Origin of the sequence: Streptomyces sp. NBC_01306 (assembly GCF_026340465.1) — a bacterium.
Taxonomy (GTDB): domain Bacteria; phylum Actinomycetota; class Actinomycetes; order Streptomycetales; family Streptomycetaceae; genus Streptomyces.
Map to the genome: position 1 here is coordinate 1,543,718 of NZ_JAPEPC010000001.1, position 21,689 is coordinate 1,565,406.

Below are 21,689 nucleotides of genomic sequence, written 5' to 3' on the forward strand. Positions count from 1 at the left end.
GCTCAGCCGCCTTGGCGGGCGCCCGGCTCGGTGATGCGGGCGAGCCAGCGCAGCAGCAGGGCGGTCTCCACGGGTTCCAGGGCGTCGGTGCCGTTCAGTTCCAGCTGAGCGTGCAGACGCAGAGCCGCCGAGTGCAGGGGGTCGCCCTCGTCGTGTCCGGTCGGCCGGGTGAGCACCCTGGAGAACATGGCATCGCGCATCAGGTGCGAGACCGTGGAGTCACTGAACAGCGCTGGGGCTGCGATGTGGTGGAGCGCGATGCCGACGTTCGCGGACAGGATCAGCTCTGCGGCGGTGCGCGGTTCGGTTCTGAGGGCGCCCACCGCCGCACAGCGGACGAGCGCCGCGACAAGGAGGTCGAACACGCGCTGCCGGGCGGTGGAGTGCGACCAGGGCCGGGGCGTGAACATCAGTTGGTAGAGCGCCGGATGTTCCCTGGCGAAGGCCATGTGACCGTCCCATCCGGCCAGCAGGTCGGTCACCGGGTCCCCGGTCTGCTCCTGGGCCGCTTTGAGCGCGGCGTATCGCTCGTAGCCGTGGTCGGCCACCGCGTCGAGCAGTCCGCGCTTGTCGCCGAACAGCCGGTAGAGGACCGGCTGCGTCACGCCGACGGCTTCGCAGACCGCACGGGTCGCCACGTCGTGGTCCGAAGAGCCCGCCAGTTGCTGCAGCGCGGCTTCGATCATCGCCGCGCGGATCGTCGCATCCGTTTCCATGAAATCAACGATACGCGACATGGCTAGCGTCGATAAAGGCGCCGTGCTAGCGTTGCCTTATCGTCGATTCACCAAAGCAATATCGGCGATACGGAAAGGATGGCTCATGAACGGGCAGCAGCGTGTCGCCGTGGTCACGGGTGGTTCCCGCGGTATCGGCCGGGCGGCAGCGATCACCCTCGGCTCCCGCGGTTACGCCGTCGCCGTGGGGTTCGCGGGGTCGGCCGACGCCGCGAACCAGGTGGTCGAGACGATCACCGCCGCCGGAGGCCGGGCGATATCCGTGCAGGCCGACGTGGCCGACGAGAACGCGGTCGCGGCGGCGTTCGACTCGGCGGAGAAGGAGTTCGGCGGCGTCGACGTCGTGGTGAACTCCGCGGGGCGGATGGGCCTGTCACCCATCGCAGACCTCGACCTGGCCGTCCTGGACGACCTGTACCGCACCAACATCCGCGGCACCTTCGTCGTGGCGAGGGAGGCCGCACGGCGCGTGCGCGCCGGGGGCGCCATCGTCAATCTGTCCACCTCGGTGGTGGGCCTGCAGTTCCCCGAGTACGGCGCCTACGCCGCCAGCAAGGGAGCCGTCGAGGCGATGACGCTTGTTCTCGCGCGCGAGCTGAGGGGCCGCGACATCACGGTCAACGCCGTCGCCCCCGGCCCCACGGCCACCGAATTGTTCTTCGAGGGCAAGGACGAAGCCACGATCGAACGGCTCGCCAAACAGCCCCCGCTGGAACGGCTCGGCACCCCCGAGGACATCGCCGAGGTCGTCGCCTTCCTGGCCGGCCCCTCGGGGCACTGGGTCAACGGACAGGTCCTGCGCGCCAACGGCGGGATCATCTGACGCCCGGCAGCCACGCTCCGGACCTTTCCCCACCACATCTCTTTTCCCGTTTACCCAACACCCCATCGGAGAGCAGGAATCACCATGCCTTTCGCCAACCTCAAGGTGCCCGCGGAAACCCTGACGCAGGAGTCGAAGAAGAAGCTCATCGACGCCGTCACCGACGCCTACGCCGATGTGTACGGTGAGCGCGCCCGGGCCACCACCCTGGTGGTCATCGACGAGGTCCCCGACGGGGGCTGGGGCGTGGGCGGCACCGTACTCACGGCCGAAATGCTCGGCAAGAGCTGACCGCCTGCCGGCGCGGCAGGCACCACCGGGCCCGCCGCGCTGCCCGAGCACCTCACGTCACCCTCTGCTCGGATTCCGGGCCGGAAAACAGGCACTGAAACTCGCACCACACCGTCTTGCCCGGGTTCCGTTCCCCCACGCCCCACTTGTCCGCCAGGGCCGCCACGACGAACAGCCCCCGGCCGCCCTCCGCCTCGGTGGACTCCTCCGGCACGCGTACCTCGCCCGGACCGCTGTCGTGGATCTCCACATGAAGCAGCCCGTCGCGCTCCAAGTACAGATGCAGCCGAAATCCCCGGCCGGGTGGGACACCGTGCAGCAGTGCGCTGGTGGCCAGCTCGCTCACACAGAGCAGCACATCGTCCGTACGGACCGGAGGGCCCCAGTCGGCGAGCGCCTCGGCGGTGAACTTCCTGGCCCGGGGGACGGACCTGCGTTCCCGCCGGTAGAACGCCTCGCGGAAGTAGGGGAGTTGGAGTTCCTGGTTCATGCACCAACCGTCACGCACTGTGACTAGGTTGAGCCAGTGAGTGAAGGCGTACAGATTCCTGGTACGCCGCGAAACCGGTCATTTACGGCCACGGGCGGGAAGGCAGACGCCATGCACCCGGCAAACAAGCGCAAGAAGAACCCCTCCTGGCACCTGATCGGTGCGCAGCTCAGACACTTCCACAAACGCGCCCGCCTGACGCAGCCGCAGCTGGCCGACGAGGTGAACGTACACGTCGACACGATCGCCTCCATCGAACAGGGACGGCGGCCGCTACAGCCCGACCTGGCCGACCGGCTGGACCGTGCGCTGGATACGGGTGGGGCGCTGGGGGTCGGCGTGGAGGAGATGCCGGGCTGGGAGCGGTTCCCGGCATTCGCACAGGACTTCATCGACTACGAGGAGGATGCGCTGCCCCTGCTTTCGTACCAGAACCAGGTCATTCCCGGGTTGCTCCAGACCGAGGGCTATGCACACGCCGTTATCGACAGCCTGTATCCGCCGATCAGTAGCGAGCAGGTCGAAGAACGAGTCGCCGCGCGAATCGACCGGCAGCGGATCTTCGACCGCAGGCCGTGGCCACCCATGATGAACTACTTGATCGAAGAGGTCATCCTGACCCGCCCCCTCGGCGGGAGCGCGGTTCTGAACGAGCAGCTGCGACACCTACGTCGGTGCGCCGAACTGCCTTTCCTGGGGCTCCAGATCGTGCCCACACGGCGGGGGCGGCACGCTGGACTCGACGGCCCGATGGTTCTGCTGGAGACCCCCGAGCACCATCATCTCGTCTACCTCGAAGGCCAGCGCATCAGTGTCCTGGTCGACGATCCAGATGAGGTCAGCATCTATCAACAGAAGTATGGAATGCTGCGTTCGCAGGCTCTCACCCCCGAAGAAAGCCTGAGTCTGCTGGACGATCCGGCAGGAGCGTGATGAGTCTCAACTGGTTCAAGTCCAGCTACAGCGGTGACGAAGGCGGCAACTGCGTAGAAGTCGCCTGCGACTGGCACAAGTCCACGTACAGCGGCAGCGAAGGCGGCGACTGCGTAGAAGTAGCAGCCCACCCCCGCGCCATCCACGTCCGTGATTCCAAGGTCGCCGCCGGCCCCATCCTGACCGTCGCCCCGCGCGCCTGGGCCGCCTTCCTCGCCGAGCGCTGACGCGTAGCGCTTACGCTCCTCCTCGTCGTCGTGCACCAGGGCACGGCGACGACGAGGAGGTACCCGTGCAGCAGCAGGCGACAGAGGCCGCCCCGCCGGACGTCCAGGGGCGCAAGCAGCGGCTGCGAAGACGGCTGGAGCGGCTGATCGGGATCGCCGCCACCGAGGGAAACGAACTGGTCCCGCTGCGCAACGGCGACGAGATCTTCCCCGCCATGCTGGATGCCGTCCGTACCGCCGAGCACACCATCGACCTGATGACCTTCGTGTACTGGCGCGGGCAGATAGCCCACGACTTCGCGGCGGCCCTGGCGGAACGCGCGCGGGCGGGCGTCCGGGTGCGGCTGCTGCTGGACGGCTTCGGCGCCAAGGAGATCGAGCAGGACCTGCTCGACGCCATGGACGCGGCCGGGGTGCTGGTCGCGTGGTTCCGCAAGCCCCTCCGGCTCTCGCCCTTCAAGCAGAATCACCGTTGCCACCGCAAGGCTCTCGTCGTGGACGAGCACACGGCCTTCACCGGGGGTGTCGGCATCGCCGAGGAGTGGTGCGGGGACGCCAGGGACTCGTCCGAGTGGCGCGACACCCACGTACGGCTGCGCGGGCCCGCCGTGGACGGGGTCGCCGCCGCCTTCGCGCAGAACTGGGCGGAGTGCCACGACGAACTGTTCGACCACCGCGACCGGTTCACGGGGCACGAGCAGCCAGGCGACGCCACTGTCCAGGTCGTGCGCGGCTCGGCCAGCGTCGGCTGGCAGGACCTGCAGACCCTGATCCGCGTGATGCTCACATCGGCGGAGGAGCGCTTCCGGCTGGCCACCGCCTACTTCGCACCGGACACGTACTTCATCGAACTGCTGCGTGCGACGGCACGCCGTGGCGTACGGGTCGAGATCCTGCTGCCGGGGCCGCACACCGACCAGCGCGCCTGCCAGTTGGCGGGGCGGCACCACTACGCGGCCCTGCTGGCCGCCGGCGTCGAGATCCGCGAGTACCAGCCCACCATGCTGCACACCAAGATCATCACGGTGGACCACGTCGCGTCCCTGATCGGCTCGACCAACTTCAACCGCCGGTCCCTCGAACATGACGAAGAGGTCATGCTCGCGGTCCTGGACGAGACGTTCACCGAGGCGCTGGACGTCGACTTCGATGCCGACCTGAAGCGCAGCGAGGCGATCGATGCCACACGCTGGAGCCGTCGTGCGCTGTCCGAGCGGGTACGGGAGACGGCCGTGCTCCCCATCCGGCGCTTCCTTTGAGTCCGGCCCGTCCGGCCTCTGTTACGAAGTGTGTTACCAAATGCGGACAGAACCTGGCGAACAACTTCTGACAGGGGTCCATCTCACAAGGTGTAGCGAACAGAAGAGCTGGCAGGCCGCCCCGCGGAAGCGGGTGCAGACGCCGGATCCTGACCACAACCCTTGGGGGAGCGCCATGATGACCACTCGCCGTGCACGCCGTACCGTCCGTTCCGCCGGCCTGGTGGCCGTCGCCGCCGCTGCGGCGTTCTCGCTGACCGCCTGCGGGAGCGGGGACAGCAACGCCGCGGGCCAGGGCACGAAGGACTCGGCCGCCACCTCCGCGTCCCACTCCACCGGGAACGCCGGTGCGGCGGGCGACTCCAAGACCGACGGCTCGAAGGCGGGCGGTTCCCAGGCCGGCGCTTCCAAGGCCGGCGGCTCCCAGGGCGGCGGCGACCAGAGCATCGCGGACAAGAGCGGGACGACGGCCGAGGCGGGGCCGTCCCTGGACCACAGCCAGCGCCTGCCGGACGGCAGCACGGCCAAGATCTACCAGGTGGGTGCCCAGAAGTACCGCGCCGACATCGTCAGCCACGGTTCGGTTCTGGGCTCGATGGTGACGCACAACACCGACGCCGGGCTCGACTTCAACGACATGTTCATCGTGCTCGGGATCGACGGCTCGCTCCACTCCTGGATGGGCGGCGGACACCAGGGTCCGGGCACGTTCACCGTCGCGGGCGACTGGAAGGTCAAGGTCACGGAGCCCGGCGAAGGCCACTACCGCGCCCAGATCATCGGCCATGACGGGGTGGCCGCCACCCTGGACGCCAACGAGCACGACGAGGGCCTCGACGCCAACGGCATCTACATGGTGCTCAGCGCCTCGGGCGTGCTCAGCGCCCACGCGTAACCCGCCATGCCCCACAGGGCGGTGGAGCTGCTCCGGCAGTTCCACCGCCCTGTTGTCGTCTGCGGTCCGGTGTCGTCACCGCCCCGTTGTCGTCAGCGGCCGTCCGGCAACGCGCGGTTCGCGGCGCCGCGTTCAGCCGTGCATGGCGGGCACCGCCACCCGGCCGCCGTCCGGCTGCGCCGCGCCCTTCGGTACGGCCTTGATCGCCACCGTCGTCACCATGGCCACGGCAAGCAGTCCGCACGAGGCCCACAGGGCGGGCCCGTAGCGGTCCGCGCCGTGCGCGCCGCCGCTCGCCGCGACCGTGATCAGCGCGGAGGCGAGCGCCGTCCCGAGTGAGGCGCCGATGCCGAAACAGGCGCCGTTCAGACCGGGCAGCGCGCCCTTCTGGTTGTCGGGGGAAGAGAGGACGGCCAGGCCGTTGAGCGCGGTGATGCTCAGGCCGTTGTACGTGATCCCGAGCACCGCGAGCGCGGCGGCGAAGACCCACTGATGGGTCATGAACGGCACCGCGACGACGAACGCGATCAGCGAGCCCGCGGAGCCGAGAACCACGCTGCGGTGCCAGCCGATCCGCGGGCCGAGTATGCCCGCGAGGGGAGCGCCGATCACCCCGATGGCCTGGGCCGGTGTCGCGAACAGCAGCGCCGAGTGGGTCGCGCTCATGCCGTAACCAGCCTGCGGGTCCTGGGTGAACAGCGGCACGGTGAGCGTGAGCGCCCCGAAGGCACCGGCCAGGGTCAGTACGGTCGTGGCCAGCAGCGGCCAGGCGCGGCGCGAGACGAGGAGCTTCGTGTCGATGACGGTGTCCCGGGCGCCCCGGCCGGCCAGGGCGAACGCGACCAGAGAGGCGAGGCCGCCCAGCACACAGATCGCGGTGGGCACGGAGAGCCAGCCCCACGACTCGCCCTGCGCCAGGCCGATCAGTACGCCCGTCAGGCCGATGGCGAGCAGGGACGTGCCGCGCCAGTCCATGCGGCCCTTCGCGGTCGGCGGCGTGGCGGGGACGGTCCGGTACACGGCGAGGGTGCCGGCCACCGACACCACGAGACCGGCCAGGAAGATGCCGCGGAAGCCGACAGTGTCCGCCAGCCGGCCACCGAAGACGGCGTCCACCCCCGCGAAACCACCGTTGACGGCGGTGATGATGCCCGCGGCCCGGCCGAAGCCCTTGGCCGAGAGGGTGTCGTCCAGGGTCAGGAACGCCAGGGTGAACAGGGCGGCGGAGAAGCCCTGGAGGACGCGCCCCACAAGGAACACCCCGATGTCGGGGGCCGCCGCGCAGGCGATATCGCCCGCGATGACCAGGAAGCAGCCCAGCAGCATCATCGGTTTGCGGCCGCGGTAGTCGCTGAGCCGGGCCAGGGTGACCTGACCGATCGCCGCGAACAGGAAGAACAGGGTCTGCGAGAGTCCGACGAGGCCGCTGGTGGTGTGCAGCCGGTGCATGACGTCGGGGAGGGCCGGGCTGAGCATGGTGGCGTTGAGCTGGTAGCCGAGCACGGCCAGGGCCAGCGCCAGCAGCATTCCGGGACGGCTGTCGGACCGTGGTGTCTCCGGGCGGTCGGCACATGTCGACATGGCGGCTCCTAGGAGGGGAGGGCGGGGCGGGGAGTACGGAGCGGCCCGAGGGGGCGTCGGCGCACGGCGAGGGCGGAGACGGGGCGGTGGGTGGTGGGCCGGCCCGTCCGTCCGCCGCTGCCGGCCGGTTCCGCCGATGTGTGCGGAGGTGCGGCAGCCGACGCTCCCGGGGCAGCGGCACCGCCGCGCCCGGAACGCTTTTCACGCCTTGTCCGATCACTTGTCAGACAAGGTGTGATGAAGGTCTGGTCTACCCCCGCACTCGAAGAGCTGTCAAGGGTTACCCGCGCCCCAGCGCTGCCGGACCGGTCCGCCCGGTCGGGCATCAACACCGCAGGCTGTGACCGCACTGCGTAGGCTGAGCGGCCGGGCGACGGCAGCCGGGACAGCACGATCACACCCCAGGAGATGGCTATGGCTGACAGACAACAGCAGCGGCGCCCGGTCGTCGTCCTGTACGAGCGGATCGTGGAAGCGGTCCATCAGGGCATCTATCCGCCCGGATCGCAGCTGCCGACCGAACCCAGGCTCGCCGCCGACCTGGGCGTCAGCAGGCCCGCGCTGCGCGAGGCGCTGATCCTGCTCCAGGAGGACGGGGTCATCACGGTGCGGCGCGGAGTGGGCCGCACCGTGAACCACCACCCGCCGCAGCGCGGCTTCGAGACCCTCAAACCCATGGAGGAGCTGCTCGGCGCGGGTGCGGCGGTCCATACCGTACGGCTGGCGCAGACCCTGGAGGAGCCGACCGACTTCTCCGCGCAGCATCTGCTGCTGCCGGCCCACGGCGAGGTCCGGTTCTGGGAGAGCATGATCGAGGTCAACTCCCTGCCGTCCTGCCTCGCCCACGAGTGGGCGGCCACCGACGAGACGCTCACGGGTCTCGGCCTCACCCCGGCGCAGGCGCTCGACACCGCGCCCGGCGCACCGTCGACCATGCTCCGGCTGCTGCTGGATGCGGGGCGGGGCATGGCGCTGAAGGGGTCGTCCACCATGGTCGCCACGATGCTCGGCAGCCGCCGCGGCGCGCAGTTCGACCGGCCGTCGGACACCCCGGCCGTCCTGGTGACGCAGGTGATCCACGCCGGGCGGACCCCCGTCATCGCGGCCAAGTACATGCTGCCCACGGGGGCGCCGGCGCTGCCCGTCTGGCAGTCGCGCTGACCGCGGAACCCGTCCCGGCCGCCGACCGGCCCCGCACCGCCGCCGACCGCGGACCCCGTACCGCCCATGTCGGGGGCGCAGGGGCGCACGCCCCCGGGGCGGCCCGCGTTCGTGCTCCGGCCCGTCGGGTCTACACTCACCTCCCATGCACTTGTCAGACAACACATTCCCCAGCGCGGCGCACACCGTCAGCACCGGCAGCCTCGGCCAGGAGCAGATACGGCAGGCGCCGAAGGTCCTCCTGCACGACCACCTGGACGGCGGCCTGCGCCCGGCCACGGTCGTCGAACTCGCCCGTGACGCGCAGTACGCGGGACTGCCGACCACCGACGCCGCGAAGCTCGGCGGATGGTTCCGCGACGCCGCCGACTCCGGCTCCCTGGAGCGGTATCTGGAGACGTTCGCGCACACCTGCGCCGTGATGCAGACCCGCGAGGCGCTGTACCGCGTCGCCGCCGAGGCCGCGGAGGACCTGGCAGCCGACGGCGTCGTGTACGCCGAGAGCCGCTACGCGCCCGAGCAGCACCTCGAAGGCGGGCTGAGCCTGGAGCAGGTCATCGAGGCGGTCAACGACGGCTTCCGCGAGGGCGAGCGCCGGGCAGCGGCGAACGGCCGCCCCATCCGCGTCGGCACCCTGCTGACCGCCATGCGGCACGCCGAGCGCTCCCGGGAGATCGCCGAACTGGCCCTCGCCTACCGCGACTCCGGCGTCGTCGGCTTCGACATCGCCGGGGCCGAGATCGGCAACCCGCCGGAGCGGCACGTCGACGCCTTCGACCACCTCAGGGCCGCAGGCGCGCACATCACGATCCACGCCGGAGAGGTCGTCGGGCTGCCCTCCATCCAGGAGGCGGTACAGCGCTGCGGAGCCCACCGGATCGGGCACGGAGTCCGGATCACCGATGACATCACCGTCGCCGACGACGGCTCGGTCACGCTCGGCCGGCTCGCCACCTACGTACGGGACCACCGCATCGCGCTGGAGGTCTGCCCGACCTCCAACCTCCAGACGGGCGCCGCCTCCTCGTACGCCGGGCACCCCATCGACCTGCTGCGCCGGCTGAAGTTCCGCGTCTGCGTCAACACCGACAACCGGCTCGTCAGCGGCACCACGATGACGCGGGAGTTCCTGCACCTGTCCGACACCTTCGGTTACGGCCTGGACGAGATGGAGTGGTTCACCGTGAACGCGATGAAGTCCGCCTTCATCCCCTTCGACGAACGCCTCGCCCTGATCGACCAGACCATCCGCCCCGGCTACGCCCAGCTGCGCAACCGGAGCCTCAGCCACCTTCCGGCCGCCCGGCCGGCGACGGCCGGCGTCACCGCGTAACACGTCACCGGCGGAGGGCGCCTGCCGCCGCTCTCCGCCGACTCCCGGGCCGGCCCGGGGGCTTCGCAGATGTGTACCGGCCCCGGGAACGCGGCCCGTTGGCGCCGGCCCCCGAGGACGCGGTCACCGCGCAGTCGGCCCTGCCCCGTTCACCACCCACGGCACCGCGCCGCTCACACAGAGCTTCGATATCCGCATCGGCCGGAACGCGCGCTCCACCGCTGTGAAACTGTCCACACTCGTGATGTCCGTACCTGCGGACGAGCGGCTCCCCCTTGCGGCAGACGGCCTGCGGACGATCTGCGGACGGCCTGCGAACGACCTGTGTCCAGCATGTGGACGGGCCTCCGTCGTGCGCGGCTTGCGCAGGGATCAAGCCCTCGCTGTAATGGCTGCCGCAAAGGAACTGCACCTGTCGCTGCCCGGATCCGCCCTGCGGCCGGCAGGCCCGCAGGATCCACGGAGCCGAGGAGTACGGAAGCACATGAGGGACAGACCTGGTCCGACCGGAATACGCGCCGAGGCCGAAGGCCCGTCCGCGTCGCGCCCGACCACCGGCGCACGGTGAGGGAAGCGCCGCACAGCGGCGGCGGCAGGTGGTTCCGCCGAGGCCCCACCACTCCCGGGCCCATGGCGCCCGGTGTGCGCGCTCCCGAGCCACCTCCCCCGCTCGGCGCGGTGCACGCGGCCATGCCAACGCCATCGGGGGCGGCGTCCAGCGGCGAACAGGACGCGGCGCTCATACGGGCCAGCCTCGCGGTGGTCGAACCGCAGGTCGAAGAGGTCGCGGTCTACTTCTATGCCATCCTCTTCGCCCGGTATCCGGCGGTTCGCGAGCTCTTCCCCGCCAACATGGATGTGCAGCGTGACCGGTTGCTCCGGGCGCTCCTGCGGATCGTCGAACTCGTCGACGACCCCGAGAGCCTGACCCGCTTCTGTTCCCATCTGGGCCGGGACCACCGCAAGTTCGGTACGCAGAACGCCCATTACCCGGCGGTCGGCGAGTGCCTGCTCGAAACCCTGTCCCGGTTCGCGGGCCCGGCCTGGACCCCGGAGATCGCCGGCGCCTGGGAACGGGCGTACGGGGCGGTCGCGGACACCATGATGCGGGCCGCCGAGCAGGACGCCCAGCACTCCCCCGCGGCCTGGAACGCCCAGGTGATCGGGCACGTACGCCACCAGAGCGGCATCGCGGAAATCACCGTGCAGCCCGACCAGCCGTACCCCTACACCGCGGGCCAGTACCTGAGCCTGGAGTCGCCGTGGTGGCCCAGGGAGTGGCGCCACTACTCGCCGGCGCACGCACCGCGCGCGGACTCGGCCCTGACCTTCCACATCCGCGCGGTCCGGGGCGGCCGGGTCAGCCAGGCCCTGGTCGACCACACAGCGGTCGGCGACTGGCTGCGAATCGGCCCGCCCCAGGGGGACATGGCCATCGACCCGGCCTCCCGCGACGATCTGCTCTGTGTGGCGGGCGGCACCGGACTCGCCCCCATCCGGGCCCTGATCGAAGAGGTGGCACGGCAGGGCATCTCGCACCGGCGCAGTGTGGATCTGTTCGTCGGCGCCAGAACGGCCGAGGAACTGTACGGCCTGGACGACATGCTCCGTATGTCCCAGCGCCACCCCTGGCTCACCGTCCGCGCGGCGGTCTCCGAGCAGAACATCGTGGGACGCACCGGCTCCCTCCCCCAGGTGCTGGCCGAGTTCGGCCCCTGGGACCGGCACGAGGCATACCTCAGCGGCCCCCAGCAGATGATCTCCGCGGCCGCCGACGTCCTGCTCCGCCGCGGTCTCTCGCCGAGGAAGCTGCACTACGACCCATGGGGTGCACCCGCACTCGCCTCGTCAATGCGCCGGGCCCTGGCCCAGGAGGAAGACGATCAGCTGTGACCACCTATGACGGGACGTTCGGCTCCCCCGGGGAGCGGATGCTGCAGGACGCGATGGGGACGGCGGACCGTGCCGCCGACTTCTACGACAGGCAGATGCGGCCCTGTCTCACGCCTGCCATGCGTGACTTCATCGCACGGCAGTACATGGTGTTCCTGTCAACGGCGGACGCGCACGGCGAGTGCGACGCGAGTTTCCGGGCGGGGCCGCCCGGGTTCGTCGTCACGCTCGACGACTACACCCTCGCCTACCCCGAGTACCGGGGCAACGGGGTGGTGGCCAGCGCGGGCAACATCACCGAGAACCCGCATCTCGGCATGCTCTTCATCGACTTCACCGAGCATCACATCGGACTCCATGTGAACGGGCGGGCGCAGGTGTACTCGGCGCACGACCACTACGCCCTGTATCCCCATCTGCCCGCCGACACGGCGCCCGGCAGGCAGCCGCAGATGTGGATACATCTGTCGGTCGAAGAGGCGTACATCCACTGCTCCAAGCACATACCCCACCTGGAGCCCGGGAAGCGGCCCCGCGTCTCGCCGGATGAACGGCCCAGGGACTCCGAGTACTTCACCGGGGAACGCCGGCCTGCGCCGTACCCGGCGGCTGCGTCCTACCCGGGGCCGGCAGACCCGGCTCCGTCCTACCCGGGACCCGCGGACCCGGCTCCGTACCCGATGCCCGTGCCCGGCTCTGCGGCCTACCCGGCGCCTCCCGCGCCTCCTGCGGCCCCCGCCCATCACGCCGCCGCCCGGGGCGGGAACTCCTCCGAGGCACCGCCACGGACGCGGCGAGAGCGTCTGCTGAATCTTCTGCGCTGACCGGCCGACCGACCGGGCCGGTCGGCGGGCCCGGCCGGCGGGGATTCCTGCTTGCTCCGCCGGTTCCTACTCCGCCGGTTCCACCCCGGCCCGCAGCAGCCCGTACGTGTACGCGTCCTCCAGCGCCTGCCAGGACGCGGCGATCACGTTCTCCGCGACGCCCACCGTCGACCACTCCGCCGCGCCGTCGCTGGTGGTGATCAGCACGCGGGTGGTCGAGTCCGTACCGTGCCTGCCCTCCAGGATGCGGACCTTGTAGTCCGTCAGCTCCAGCTTCGCGAGCTGGGGGTAGATGCGCTCCAGGCCCACCCGCAGCGCCCGGTCGAGCGCGTTGACGGGGCCGTTGCCCTCGGCCGTCGCGACGATGCGCTCGCTCTTGGCCCACAGCTTCACCGTCGCCTCGTTGGCGTGCGTGCCGTCGGGGCGGTTCTCCACGATCGCGCGCCAGGACTCGATCCGGAAGTAGCGGCGGGCGCGGCCCTCCGCCTCCTCGCGGAGCAGCAGTTCGAAGGAGGCGTCGGCTGCCTCGTAGGTGTAGCCCTGGAGTTCGCGCTCCTTGACGCGCTCGACGACGCGGGCGACCAGCGCGCGGTCGCCGCCCAGGTCGATGCCGAGTTCCTTGCCCTTGAGCTCGATCGAGGCGCGGCCCGCCATGTCGGAGACGAGCATCCGCATGGTGTTGCCGACCTGCTCGGGGGCGATGTGCTGGTAGAGGTCCGGGTCGACCTTGATCGCGGAGGCGTGCAGCCCCGCCTTGTGCGCGAAGGCGGAGACACCCACGTACGGCTGGTGGGTGGAGGGCGTGAGGTTCACGACCTCGGCGATGGCGTGCGAGATGCGGGTCATCTCGGGCAGCGCGCCCTCGGGGACGACCGTCTTGCCGTACTTCAGCTCCAGGGCGGCGACGACCGGGAAGAGGTTGGCGTTGCCGACGCGCTCCCCGTAGCCGTTCGCCGTGCACTGCACATGGGTCGCGCCCGCGTCGACGGCGGCCAGGGTGTTCGCGACGGCGCAGCCCGTGTCGTCCTGGGCGTGGATGCCCAGACGCGCGCCGGTGTCCGCGATGACCGTGGCCACGACGGCCTGGACCTGGGCGGGCAGCATCCCGCCGTTGGTGTCGCAGAGGACGACGACATCGGCGCCGGCCTCGGACGCCGCGCGTACGACGGACTTGGCGTACTCCGGGTTGACCTTGTAACCGTCGAAGAAGTGCTCGCAGTCGAGGAAGACGCGGCGGCCCTTCGCGCGGAGGTACGAGACCGAGTCGCGCACCATCGCCAGGTTCTCTTCGAGCGTGGTGCGCAGCGCCAGCTCCACATGGCGGTCATGGGACTTGGCCACCAGGGTGATCACCGGGGCGCCGGACTCCAGCAGCGCGTTGAGCTGCGGGTCTTCGGCGGCAGGGGTGTTGGGCCTGCGGGTGGCGCCGAAGGCCACCAACTGGGCGTGCCGGAAGTCGATCTCCTGCCGCGCACGGGCGAAGAACTCCGTGTCGCGGGGGTTGGCGCCGGGCCAGCCGCCCTCGATGAAACCCACGCCGAAGTCGTCGAGGTGCCGGGCGATCGTCAGCTTGTCCGAGACGGTGAGGTTGATGCCCTCGCGCTGTGCGCCGTCGCGCAGCGTCGTGTCGAAGACATGGAAACTGTCGTCGGTGCCCTTGGCCTTGGCCTCTGTGGTCATGCTGATCGACTCCTGTCGGGTGGGTGGATCCGGAATGTCTGGCTCCACTTGCCCCCATCTTCGCTTGCGCCTCGTTCCCGGCCGAGGTGGGGCCTGGAAACGAAAAAACCCTTCGCGGGTGCGAAGGGTTAGCGCGCGGGTCTGGGGCACGGTGGCCGCGCCGTACGGGTTGGTACGGGTGCGGTCACTGCGGACCGGCGCGCCTGCTGCCGATAATCATGGCGAACGAGGACACGGTCGCAGTCTGCCACACCGTCCACTCCCCGTAGAGGGAATCTCACGATGCGGTCAAGCTCCTGGGCGGGCGCGGCGTGGACCGCGCCCGCGGATCCGGGCGCACCGGCCGGGCTCAGTAGGGGCTCATAGGGCGGAAGGGCTTGTCTTTCCCAGGTTTTCCGGGGCACGGCCGACCGCGCCCGGGACGGTGGTCCGGTTCAGATCGATGTCGCGGGTCTCCCGCATCGTGAGATACACCACCAGTGAGACGGCCGCGCACCCGGCCACGTACCAGTAGAAGCCCGACTCGGCCCCGGCCTTCTTGAACCAGAGCGCCACATACTCCGCGGTCCCCCCGAAGAGCGCGTTGGCCACCGCGTACGGCAGGGCGACCCCCAGCGCGCGGATCCCGGTCGGGAAGAGTTCCGCCTTCACACACGCGTTGATCGACGTGTAGCCGGTGACGATGAGCAGCGCGAGCAGCGCCAGGCCGAAGGCCGGCCAGAACGTGCCCGCGTGCTTGAGCATCGTCATGATCGGCACGGTCAGGAACGTCGAGCCGACCGCGAAGGTGATCAGGAGCGGGCGGCGGCCGATCCGGTCCGAGAGGAGGCCCGCCAGCGGCTGGATACACATGAAGACGAACAGCGCGCAGAAGCTGACCAGCGAGGCGGTCGGCTTCGGCATTCCCGCGCTGGAGGAGAGGAACTTGGTGAGGTAGGTCGTGTACGTGTAGTACGCGACGGTGCCGCCCATCGTGAGCGCCATGACCAGTACCGCCTCCCGGCGGTGCGCCCAGAGCGCCTTGAGCGTGCCCCGGCTCTCGTCCGCCGCCGCCCCGGACTCCGCGTACACCTCGGTCTCCAGGAGCGAGCGCCGCAGATAGAAGACGACGGCCGCGCCGACAGCACCCACGATGAACGGGATGCGCCAGCCCCAGCTGTGCAGCGCGTCCTCGGACAGGGTGCGCTGGAGGACGATCTGCAGCCCCAGGCCGACGAGTTGGCCCGCGGTCATCGACACGTACTGGAAGCTGGAGGCGAATCCGCGCCTGCCGGGGGCGGAGGCCTCGGTGAGGTAGGTGGCGCTGGCCGCGTACTCACCTCCGACGGAGAGCCCCTGGAGCAGCCGGGCGACCAGCAGGACGGCGACCCCGCCGTACCCGGCGACCCCGTAGGTGGGGGCGACCGCGATGAGGATCGCCGACAGCGACATCAGGGTGACGGTGAGGGTCAGCGCGGCCTTGCGGCCCTTGCGGTCACCGATCCGGCCGAGCAGCCAGCCGCCGACGGGTCGCATGAAGAACCCGACGGCGAAGATCCCCATGGTGTTCATGAGGTTCGCGGTCTCGTTCCCCTTCGGGAAGAACGCGTCGGCGAAGTACACCGCGAAGGTGGCGTACACGAACCAGTCGAACCACTCGACCATGTTGCCGGCCGAACCGACCCAGACTTTCTTCCACTGCTCTCGTCCCATGGGGATTCACGGTGGCGCAGGCGCCTGACGGCCCACAAGAGGGCAGCACGCAACGATCACGCGTACTTGTGTGCGTTGCGTTCCCCGAACGGCCCGTTCACATCCGCAGGGCGAGCGCCTCGTCGATGAAGTCGCTGACGTGGGCCAGGACTTGGGGCCTTCCCGAACCGGGGAGTGCCATCGCGACATGGGTGCTGAAGCCGTCGAGCAGCGCCCGTATCCGGGTCGCGAACCGCTCGGAGTCGACCGCCCGCAGCTCACCGCGCGACGCCCCCTCGACCAGCAGGGCGACCAGATCGCGGTGCCAGGACAGCTCGATGTCGAGCAGCCGGGCACGGGTGTCGTCGTCGACGCCGTGTGCCCGGTTCCACAGTTCGAGCCAGAGCGACCAGTGCGGATCACGGGGGCCCGCGGGGACGTACAGGTCGATGTAGGCGTCGAGCCGTACGCGGACCGGTACCTGCTGGGCGAGCGCCGCCCGGCGGTCCATGCCGAGCAGCTCCTCGCTCCATTCGAGGGTCTGGAGGAGGAGCTCGTCCTTGGAGCGGAAGTAGTACAGGAGGTGCCCGCTGCTCATCCCGACCTCGCGGCCGAGCCCCGCCATGGTGAGCTTCTCCAGGCCACCGGTGGCGATGCTGGCCATGGCCGCGGCCAGCAGGCTCTCGCGAGGCGGGGCGTTCTTGCGCGCGCGGGCCGCCGGTTCGTTCATGCCGCCCAGAATATGGGATGCGCCGGCGGCCGCCACGGGCCCGTCCTTGTCCACTGCTGAGCCTCCTGCCCCGGACCTAGCCGACCAGCGGCTGCTGCTGGGTGATGCAGTGGATGCCGCCGCCACCGGCGAAGATCGTCCGGGCGTCGACCTGTACGACGGTCCGGTCCGGGAAGAGCTCCTGGAAGACCGCGGCCGCCTCCTTGTCCCGGGGATCACCGAACGAGCAGAGCACCACTCCGCCGTTGCAGAGGTAGTGGTTGATGTACGAGTAGTCGACCCACTCCTCGTCGGCCTTCAGGACGGTCGGGGCCGGGACCTCCACCACCTCCAGCGGGCGGCCCTTCGCGTCGGTCTCCGCACGGAGCTGCGCCACGATCCCCTTGCACAGCTCGTGGTCGGGGTGGGCGGGGTCGGGCTGGGTGTGGGCCACGATCACACCGGGCCGCGCGAACGCGGCCACGATGTCGACATGTCCCCGGGTCCCGAACTCGCCGTAGTCGCCGCTGAGTCCGCGCGGCAGCCAGATCGCCTTGGTGGTGCCGAGCCGGGCGTGGATCTCGGCCTCGACCTGTTCGCGGGTCCAGTCGGGGTTGCGCTCCGGGCCGAGCTGGACGGTCTCGGTGAGCAGGACCGTGCCCTCGCCGTCGACATGGATCGCGCCGCCCTCGTTGACCAGCTCCGAGGCGAGGGTCTGCGCCCCGGCCAGGTCGGAGACGTAGGCGCCGATCTTGGAGTCGTGCCCCCAGCGGGCCCAGGACTGGGCGCCCCAGCCGTTGAACGTCCAGTCCACCGCGGCCAGCCGGTCGCCGTCGGTGACGAAGGTCGGGCCGATGTCGCGCATCCAGGCGTCGTCCAGGTCGCGCTCCACCAGCTCGATGTCCGGGCCGAGCAGCGCACGGGCGTCCGCGGACTGGCCGGGGCCGGTCACCATGGTCACCGGCTCGAAGCGGCGGACCGCCCGCGCCACGGCGGCCCACGCCTCGCGCGCCTGCGCCAGGCCCACCTCGTCGTCGAAGGTGGGGTTGGGGCCGGGCCAGGCCATCCAGGTGCGCTCGTGCGGGGCCCACTCGGGCGGCATACGGAACATGGCGGGTCCTCCGGTGGATCGGTCTGACGCGGATTGAAGGCTGTGCGGTGACAAGCTGCGGTTCGGAGAAAGCGGCGGATCAGGGAAGGCGGGGATCAGAGGAAGTACAGACGGTTGAGCGAGACCGACTCCGCGGCCTCCGACTCCAGCGGGTCGCCGTCGAGCGTGACGAGACCCGTGCGCTGGTTCACATCCACCTGTCCCGTACGGGAGTTGAGACGCAGGTCGGCCGGACCGATGCCCCGGGTGCCCCGCACGGCGACGCGCCGGCGGCGGGTCGGCATGTGGTCGCTGCCCAGGTCTATGGCAGCCTGCGCCACGAAGGCCACGCCGAGGTCCGCAGCCGTCGCCCCGTAGGAGCCGAACTGCGGTCCGAGGATCAGGGGCTGGCAGGTGTCGGTGGCGGCGTTCGGGTCGCCGGTCACGCCGTACGCCGGGAAGCCCGACTTGAGGACGAGCTGCGGCTTCGCGCCGAAGGAGTCGGGCCGCCACAGCACGATGTCCGCGAGCTTGCCGGTCTCGATGGAGCCGATCTCGTGGGCGAGACCGTGTGCGATGGCCGGGTTGATGGTCAGCTTCGCCATGTACCGTAGGACACGGGCGTTGTCGTCGTCGCCCTCCGCGCCGCGCTCGGCCTTCATCTTCCCGGCCATCGCGAAGGTCCGGCGCACGGTCTCGCCCGCGCGCCCCATGCCCTGCGCGTCGGACGAGGTGATCCCGATCGCGCCCAGGTCGTGCAGGACGTCCTCGGCGCCCATCGTCCCGGCCCTGATCCGGTCGCGGGCCATGGCCGCGTCGCCCGGGAGATCGGTCTTCAGGTCGTGTACGGAGACGATCATCCCGTAGTGCTCGGCGACCGCGTCCCGGCCGAACGGCAGCGTCGGGTTGGTGGACGAGCCGATGACGTTGGGGACCCCGGCCATCTTCAGCACGTTCGGCACATGGCCGCCGCCGCACCCCTCGATGTGGAACGCGTGGATCGTACGGCCGTCCAGAACGCTCAGGGTGTCCTCGACGGACAGGCACTCGTTCAGTCCGTCACTGTGCAGGGCGACCTGGACGTCGTACTCCTCCGCGACACGCAGCGCGGTGTCCAGGGCGCGGGTGTGCGCGCCCATGTCCTCGTGCACCTTGAAGCCGGACGCGCCGCCCTCGGCGAGCGCCTCCACCAGCGGGGCCCGGTCGGACGACGAACCGCGCGCCAGGAAGCCGATGTTGACCGGCCAGGCGTCGAAGGCGTTGAAGGCGTGGCGCAGCGCCCAGGGCGAGTTGACGCCGACGCCCCAGACCGGGCCGAACTCCTGGCCGATGATGGTCGTCACGCCGGAGGCGAGCGAGGCCTCCATGATGCGCGGTGAGAGCAGATGGACGTGCGCGTCGACGGCTCCGGCGGTGGCGATCAGCCCCTCGCCCGAGACGATCGAGGTGCCGGTGCCGACGACGACGTCGACCCCGTCGAGGGTGTCGGGGTTGCCGGCCCGGCCGATCGCCGCGATCCGGCCCTCCCGGATACCGATGGACACCTTGCGGATGCCCTGCACCGCGTCGATCACCAGCACATTGCTGATCACGACGTCGCAGGTGTCGCGTACGGCGGCGGCCTTGAGGTGCAGTCCGTCGCGGGCGGTCTTGCCGAATCCGGCCAGGAACTCGTCGCCGGGCCGCTGGGCATCGGACTCGACACGGACGGTCAGCCCGGAGTCACCGAGGCGGACCCGGTCTCCGGCGCGGGGTCCGTGCACGGCTGCGTACTCACTCATCGTTCGGCTCCAGTCGTCCGGCTCCCAGATATCCGCAGGCCACCGCGCGGCGCAGGGCCTCTTCCTTCGCACCGTCCGCGTCCAGCGGCCCGTCGACGAGACCCGCGAACCCGATCGCGATCCGGTCGCCGCCGATCGCGATCAGCTCCACATCGGCGCTCTCGCCGGGTCCGAACCGCACGGACGAACCCGCGGGTACGCACAGCCGCATTCCGTAGGCGGCGGCGCGGTCGAAGTCCAGCCGGGGGTTGGCCTCGAAGAAGTGGAAGTGCGAGGTGACGCTGACCGGCACGGACGCGGTGTTGTGCACGGTCAGCGTCACCTCGGGGACGGGGTCCTGGTAGCCCGGCCCGGACAGCACGGCGCCGGGCGCGTCATCGCCGAGCGAGCCGCCGCCGATGGGGTCGGTCACCACGGCGAGCCGCGATCCGTCGTCGAAGACGGCCTCGACGTTCACCTCGGCGACGACATCGGCGACACCGGGCAGCACATCGCCGGGGCCGAGCACCGCGCGCGCCGCCTCGATCGCCTCGGCGAGGCGCCGCCCGTCACGGGCCGCCTCACAGACGGTGTCGGCGATCAGCGCGGTCGCCTCGGGGACATTGAGCAGCAGCCCGCGTGCCCGGCGCGCCCGCGCCAGTTCCGCGGCGCCGAACAGCAGCAGCCGGTCGCGCTCTGTCGGGGTCAGTCTCACGCCCACTCGCTTCCATCGATCGTCCAGTGAACATTGATCATTGTTTAGAACGTCACTCTAACTTCAAACAACGGTTATAGAAAGAACAGAAACCATTGACATGCCAAACCGGAAGGCATCAGATTGAGCGGCACTCAAACAGACGAGCGGAGAGGTACCTCGTGCCGATCGAACAGCGCGGAGTCGACACCATCCCGGACGCGGAGCGAACCAGCGGCCCGCGCGATCTCATCAGCATCCTGCTGGGGTCCAACCTCTGCCTGGGAGTGATCATCTTCGGGTGGTTGCCGGTCTCCTTCGGCCTCGGCCTGTGGCCGGCCGTCACCTCCGTCGTCTCCGGCACCATCGTCGGAACGCTCCTCACCGCACCGCTCGCCCTGGTCTCCCTGCGGACCGGCACCAATCTCTCCACATCGAGCGGCGCCCAGTTCGGCGTACGCGGCCGGCTCATCGGCTCGATCGTCGGCCTGCTGCTCTCGCTCGGTTATACGTCGCTGACTCTCTGGACCGGCGGCGACGTGATGATCGGGACCCTGTCCCGGCTGACCGGGCTGCCGGACAACGGCCTGATGCACGCCATCGTCTACGCGCTGCTCGCCGCCCTCACCGTCACCGGCGCGGTGTACGGGTACCGGATCCTGCTGCGCCTCAGCAAGGCGCTCGCCATCGGTATGACGCTCCTGCTGGTGCTGGGGCTCTTCGCGTACGCCCCCCACTTCACCACCGCGGCCGCCCCCCACACCGGGTATCTGCTCGGCTCCTTCTGGCCCACCTGGTTCCTCTCGGCCGTCGCCGCCGGGCTCAGCGGCCCCATCGCCTTCATCACCCTGCTCGGCGACTACACCCGCTATGTCTCGCCACGCCGCCACACCTCGCGCGCCGTCCTGACCGCCACCTGTTTCGGCCTGATACTCGGGCTGCTCGTCCCCCAGCTCTTCGGCACGTACACCGCACTCGCCGCCCGCTCGGCCGTCGACTTCGCGGGGCCGCTCGTCACCGCGTCGCCCGGCTGGTACCTGATCCCGCTGCTGCTCGCGGCGTCCGCGGGGTCGGTCGGCAACGCCGGTCTCATGCTGTACTCGATGGGCCTGGACCTGGACGCGATCCTGCCGCGCGCCACCCGTGCGCGGGCGACCCTGGTGGTGGCCGGTGTCGCCACCCTCTTCGTCTTCGTCGGCCACTTCGCCTGGAACGCCCAGTCGGCGATGACCTCGTTCGTACTGCTGCTCACGGCGATCGGCACGCCCTGGGCCGTGATCACCGTCATCGGCTACGTCCGGTGCCGCGGCCAGTACGACTCGGAGGCCCTCCAGGTCTTCAACCGCCGGTCCAGGGGCGGGGTCTACTGGTACCGCTCCGGCTGGAACGTCCGGGCGTCGGTGGCCTGGGCGGCCGGCGCGGCCGTGGGCCTGTGCGCGGTCTCCACACCGTTCTACGAGGGCCCCCTGCTGCACCTCACCGGCGGGGTGGACTGCAGCTTCCTCTTCTCCGGTGCGATCGGCGGGCTGGTCTACGCCGCCCTCACCCGGCGCACCGCCACGGCCGGCAGTCCGGCGGCGGCCCCGGCGGACCCTTCCGAGACCACTGCCGGAGCGCTCGCGGAGTTGTAGCGTCATG

Annotated in this window: 19 protein-coding genes and 1 pseudogene; 11 read left to right on the top strand and 9 right to left on the bottom strand. The window is 70.4% G+C overall.

The window, feature by feature from the left end:
- Positions 1-2 precede the first annotated feature (2 nt).
- Positions 3-716, bottom strand: coding sequence for a TetR/AcrR family transcriptional regulator (locus OG385_RS06505; protein WP_266852632.1), 714 nt, complete (start codon positions 714-716; stop codon positions 3-5).
- Between the two features lie 106 nt (positions 717-822).
- Between OG385_RS06505 and OG385_RS06510 the strand changes: the two genes are divergently transcribed.
- On the top strand, positions 823-1,560 hold the full coding sequence (locus tag OG385_RS06510) for an SDR family oxidoreductase (protein WP_266852634.1): 738 nt from the start codon (positions 823-825) through the stop codon (positions 1,558-1,560).
- Positions 1,561-1,644: 84 nt separating this feature from the next.
- Positions 1,645-1,851 carry a 4-oxalocrotonate tautomerase family protein gene (locus tag OG385_RS06515; protein ID WP_266852636.1) on the top strand — a complete coding sequence of 69 codons (207 nt, stop codon included), beginning with the start codon at positions 1,645-1,647 and terminating at the stop codon, positions 1,849-1,851.
- Between the two features lie 52 nt (positions 1,852-1,903).
- Here the strand turns inward: OG385_RS06515 and OG385_RS06520 are convergent, their stop codons facing one another.
- A complete protein-coding gene (locus tag OG385_RS06520) occupies positions 1,904-2,341 on the bottom strand; it encodes an ATP-binding protein (protein ID WP_266852638.1) in 438 nt (145 codons plus the stop codon).
- A 111-nt stretch (positions 2,342-2,452) separates the two neighbouring features.
- Here OG385_RS06520 and OG385_RS06525 point away from each other — a divergent pair, with 111 nt between their 5' ends.
- The 4 genes from OG385_RS06525 (at position 2,453) to OG385_RS06540 (ending at position 5,655) form a co-directional block, all read left to right on the top strand.
- Entirely contained in the window at positions 2,453-3,274 is an 822-nt protein-coding gene (locus OG385_RS06525; RefSeq protein ID WP_266860682.1) for a helix-turn-helix transcriptional regulator, read from the top strand.
- A complete protein-coding gene (locus OG385_RS06530) occupies positions 3,274-3,501 on the top strand; it encodes a DUF397 domain-containing protein (RefSeq protein ID WP_266852640.1) in 228 nt (75 codons plus the stop codon). Before OG385_RS06525 ends, OG385_RS06530 begins: the two co-directional genes overlap by 1 nt.
- A 65-nt stretch (positions 3,502-3,566) precedes the next feature.
- Positions 3,567-4,760 (top strand): phosphatidylserine/phosphatidylglycerophosphate/cardiolipin synthase family protein, encoded by a 1,194-nt coding sequence (locus OG385_RS06535; RefSeq protein ID WP_266852642.1) that lies wholly within the window; start codon positions 3,567-3,569, stop codon positions 4,758-4,760.
- Positions 4,761-4,938: 178 nt separating this feature from the next.
- Complete coding sequence (locus tag OG385_RS06540; RefSeq protein WP_266852644.1) at positions 4,939-5,655, top strand: hypothetical protein; 717 nt, start codon at positions 4,939-4,941, stop codon at positions 5,653-5,655.
- 132 nt (positions 5,656-5,787) lie between these two features.
- Here OG385_RS06540 and OG385_RS06545 read toward each other — a convergent pair whose 3' ends face one another.
- On the bottom strand, positions 5,788-7,236 hold the full coding sequence (locus OG385_RS06545) for an MFS transporter (RefSeq protein WP_266852645.1): 1,449 nt from the start codon (positions 7,234-7,236) through the stop codon (positions 5,788-5,790).
- A 414-nt stretch (positions 7,237-7,650) separates the two neighbouring features.
- Between OG385_RS06545 and OG385_RS06550 the strand changes: the two genes are divergently transcribed.
- The 4 genes and pseudogenes from OG385_RS06550 to OG385_RS06565 form a co-directional block, all read left to right on the top strand.
- A complete protein-coding gene (locus tag OG385_RS06550) occupies positions 7,651-8,397 on the top strand; it encodes a GntR family transcriptional regulator (protein WP_266852647.1) in 747 nt (248 codons plus the stop codon).
- Between the two features lie 145 nt (positions 8,398-8,542).
- Entirely contained in the window at positions 8,543-9,730 is a 1,188-nt protein-coding gene (locus OG385_RS06555; RefSeq protein ID WP_266852649.1) for an adenosine deaminase, read from the top strand.
- Positions 9,731-10,420: 690 nt separating this feature from the next.
- On the top strand, positions 10,421-11,623 hold the full coding sequence (locus tag OG385_RS06560) for a globin domain-containing protein (protein ID WP_266852651.1): 1,203 nt from the start codon (positions 10,421-10,423) through the stop codon (positions 11,621-11,623).
- A 38-nt stretch (positions 11,624-11,661) separates the two neighbouring features.
- Positions 11,662-12,198, top strand: a pseudogene (locus OG385_RS06565) (pyridoxamine 5'-phosphate oxidase family protein); the annotation flags it as partial.
- Positions 12,199-12,513: 315 nt separating this feature from the next.
- Here the strand turns inward: OG385_RS06565 and cimA are convergent.
- The 6 genes from cimA to ureA all read right to left on the bottom strand — a co-directional run bounded on the left by cimA (position 12,514) and on the right by ureA (position 20,072).
- Positions 12,514-14,127, bottom strand: a complete 1,614-nt coding sequence (gene cimA / locus OG385_RS06570; RefSeq protein WP_266852653.1) for a citramalate synthase — start codon at positions 14,125-14,127, stop codon at positions 12,514-12,516.
- A 360-nt stretch (positions 14,128-14,487) separates the two neighbouring features.
- Positions 14,488-15,819, bottom strand: a complete 1,332-nt coding sequence (locus OG385_RS06575) for an MFS transporter (RefSeq protein ID WP_266852654.1) — start codon at positions 15,817-15,819, stop codon at positions 14,488-14,490.
- Between the two features lie 97 nt (positions 15,820-15,916).
- On the bottom strand, positions 15,917-16,528 hold the full coding sequence (locus OG385_RS06580; RefSeq protein ID WP_266852656.1) for a TetR/AcrR family transcriptional regulator: 612 nt from the start codon (positions 16,526-16,528) through the stop codon (positions 15,917-15,919).
- Positions 16,529-16,604: 76 nt separating this feature from the next.
- Positions 16,605-17,618, bottom strand: a complete 1,014-nt coding sequence (locus OG385_RS06585; RefSeq protein ID WP_266852658.1) for an agmatine/peptidylarginine deiminase — start codon at positions 17,616-17,618, stop codon at positions 16,605-16,607.
- 95 nt (positions 17,619-17,713) lie between these two features.
- A complete protein-coding gene (locus OG385_RS06590; RefSeq protein ID WP_266852660.1) occupies positions 17,714-19,378 on the bottom strand; it encodes an urease subunit alpha in 1,665 nt (554 codons plus the stop codon).
- The gene (ureA, locus tag OG385_RS06595) at positions 19,371-20,072 is read right to left on the bottom strand and encodes an urease subunit gamma (RefSeq protein WP_266852661.1); all 702 of its coding nucleotides are present in this window, start codon (positions 20,070-20,072) and stop codon (positions 19,371-19,373) included. Before ureA ends, OG385_RS06590 begins: the two co-directional genes overlap by 8 nt.
- Before the next feature lie 161 nt (positions 20,073-20,233).
- Between ureA and OG385_RS06600 the strand changes: the two genes are divergently transcribed.
- Positions 20,234-21,682, top strand: coding sequence for a cytosine permease (locus tag OG385_RS06600; RefSeq protein WP_266852663.1), 1,449 nt, complete (start codon positions 20,234-20,236; stop codon positions 21,680-21,682).
- The last annotated feature ends 7 nt before the right edge of the window (positions 21,683-21,689 follow it).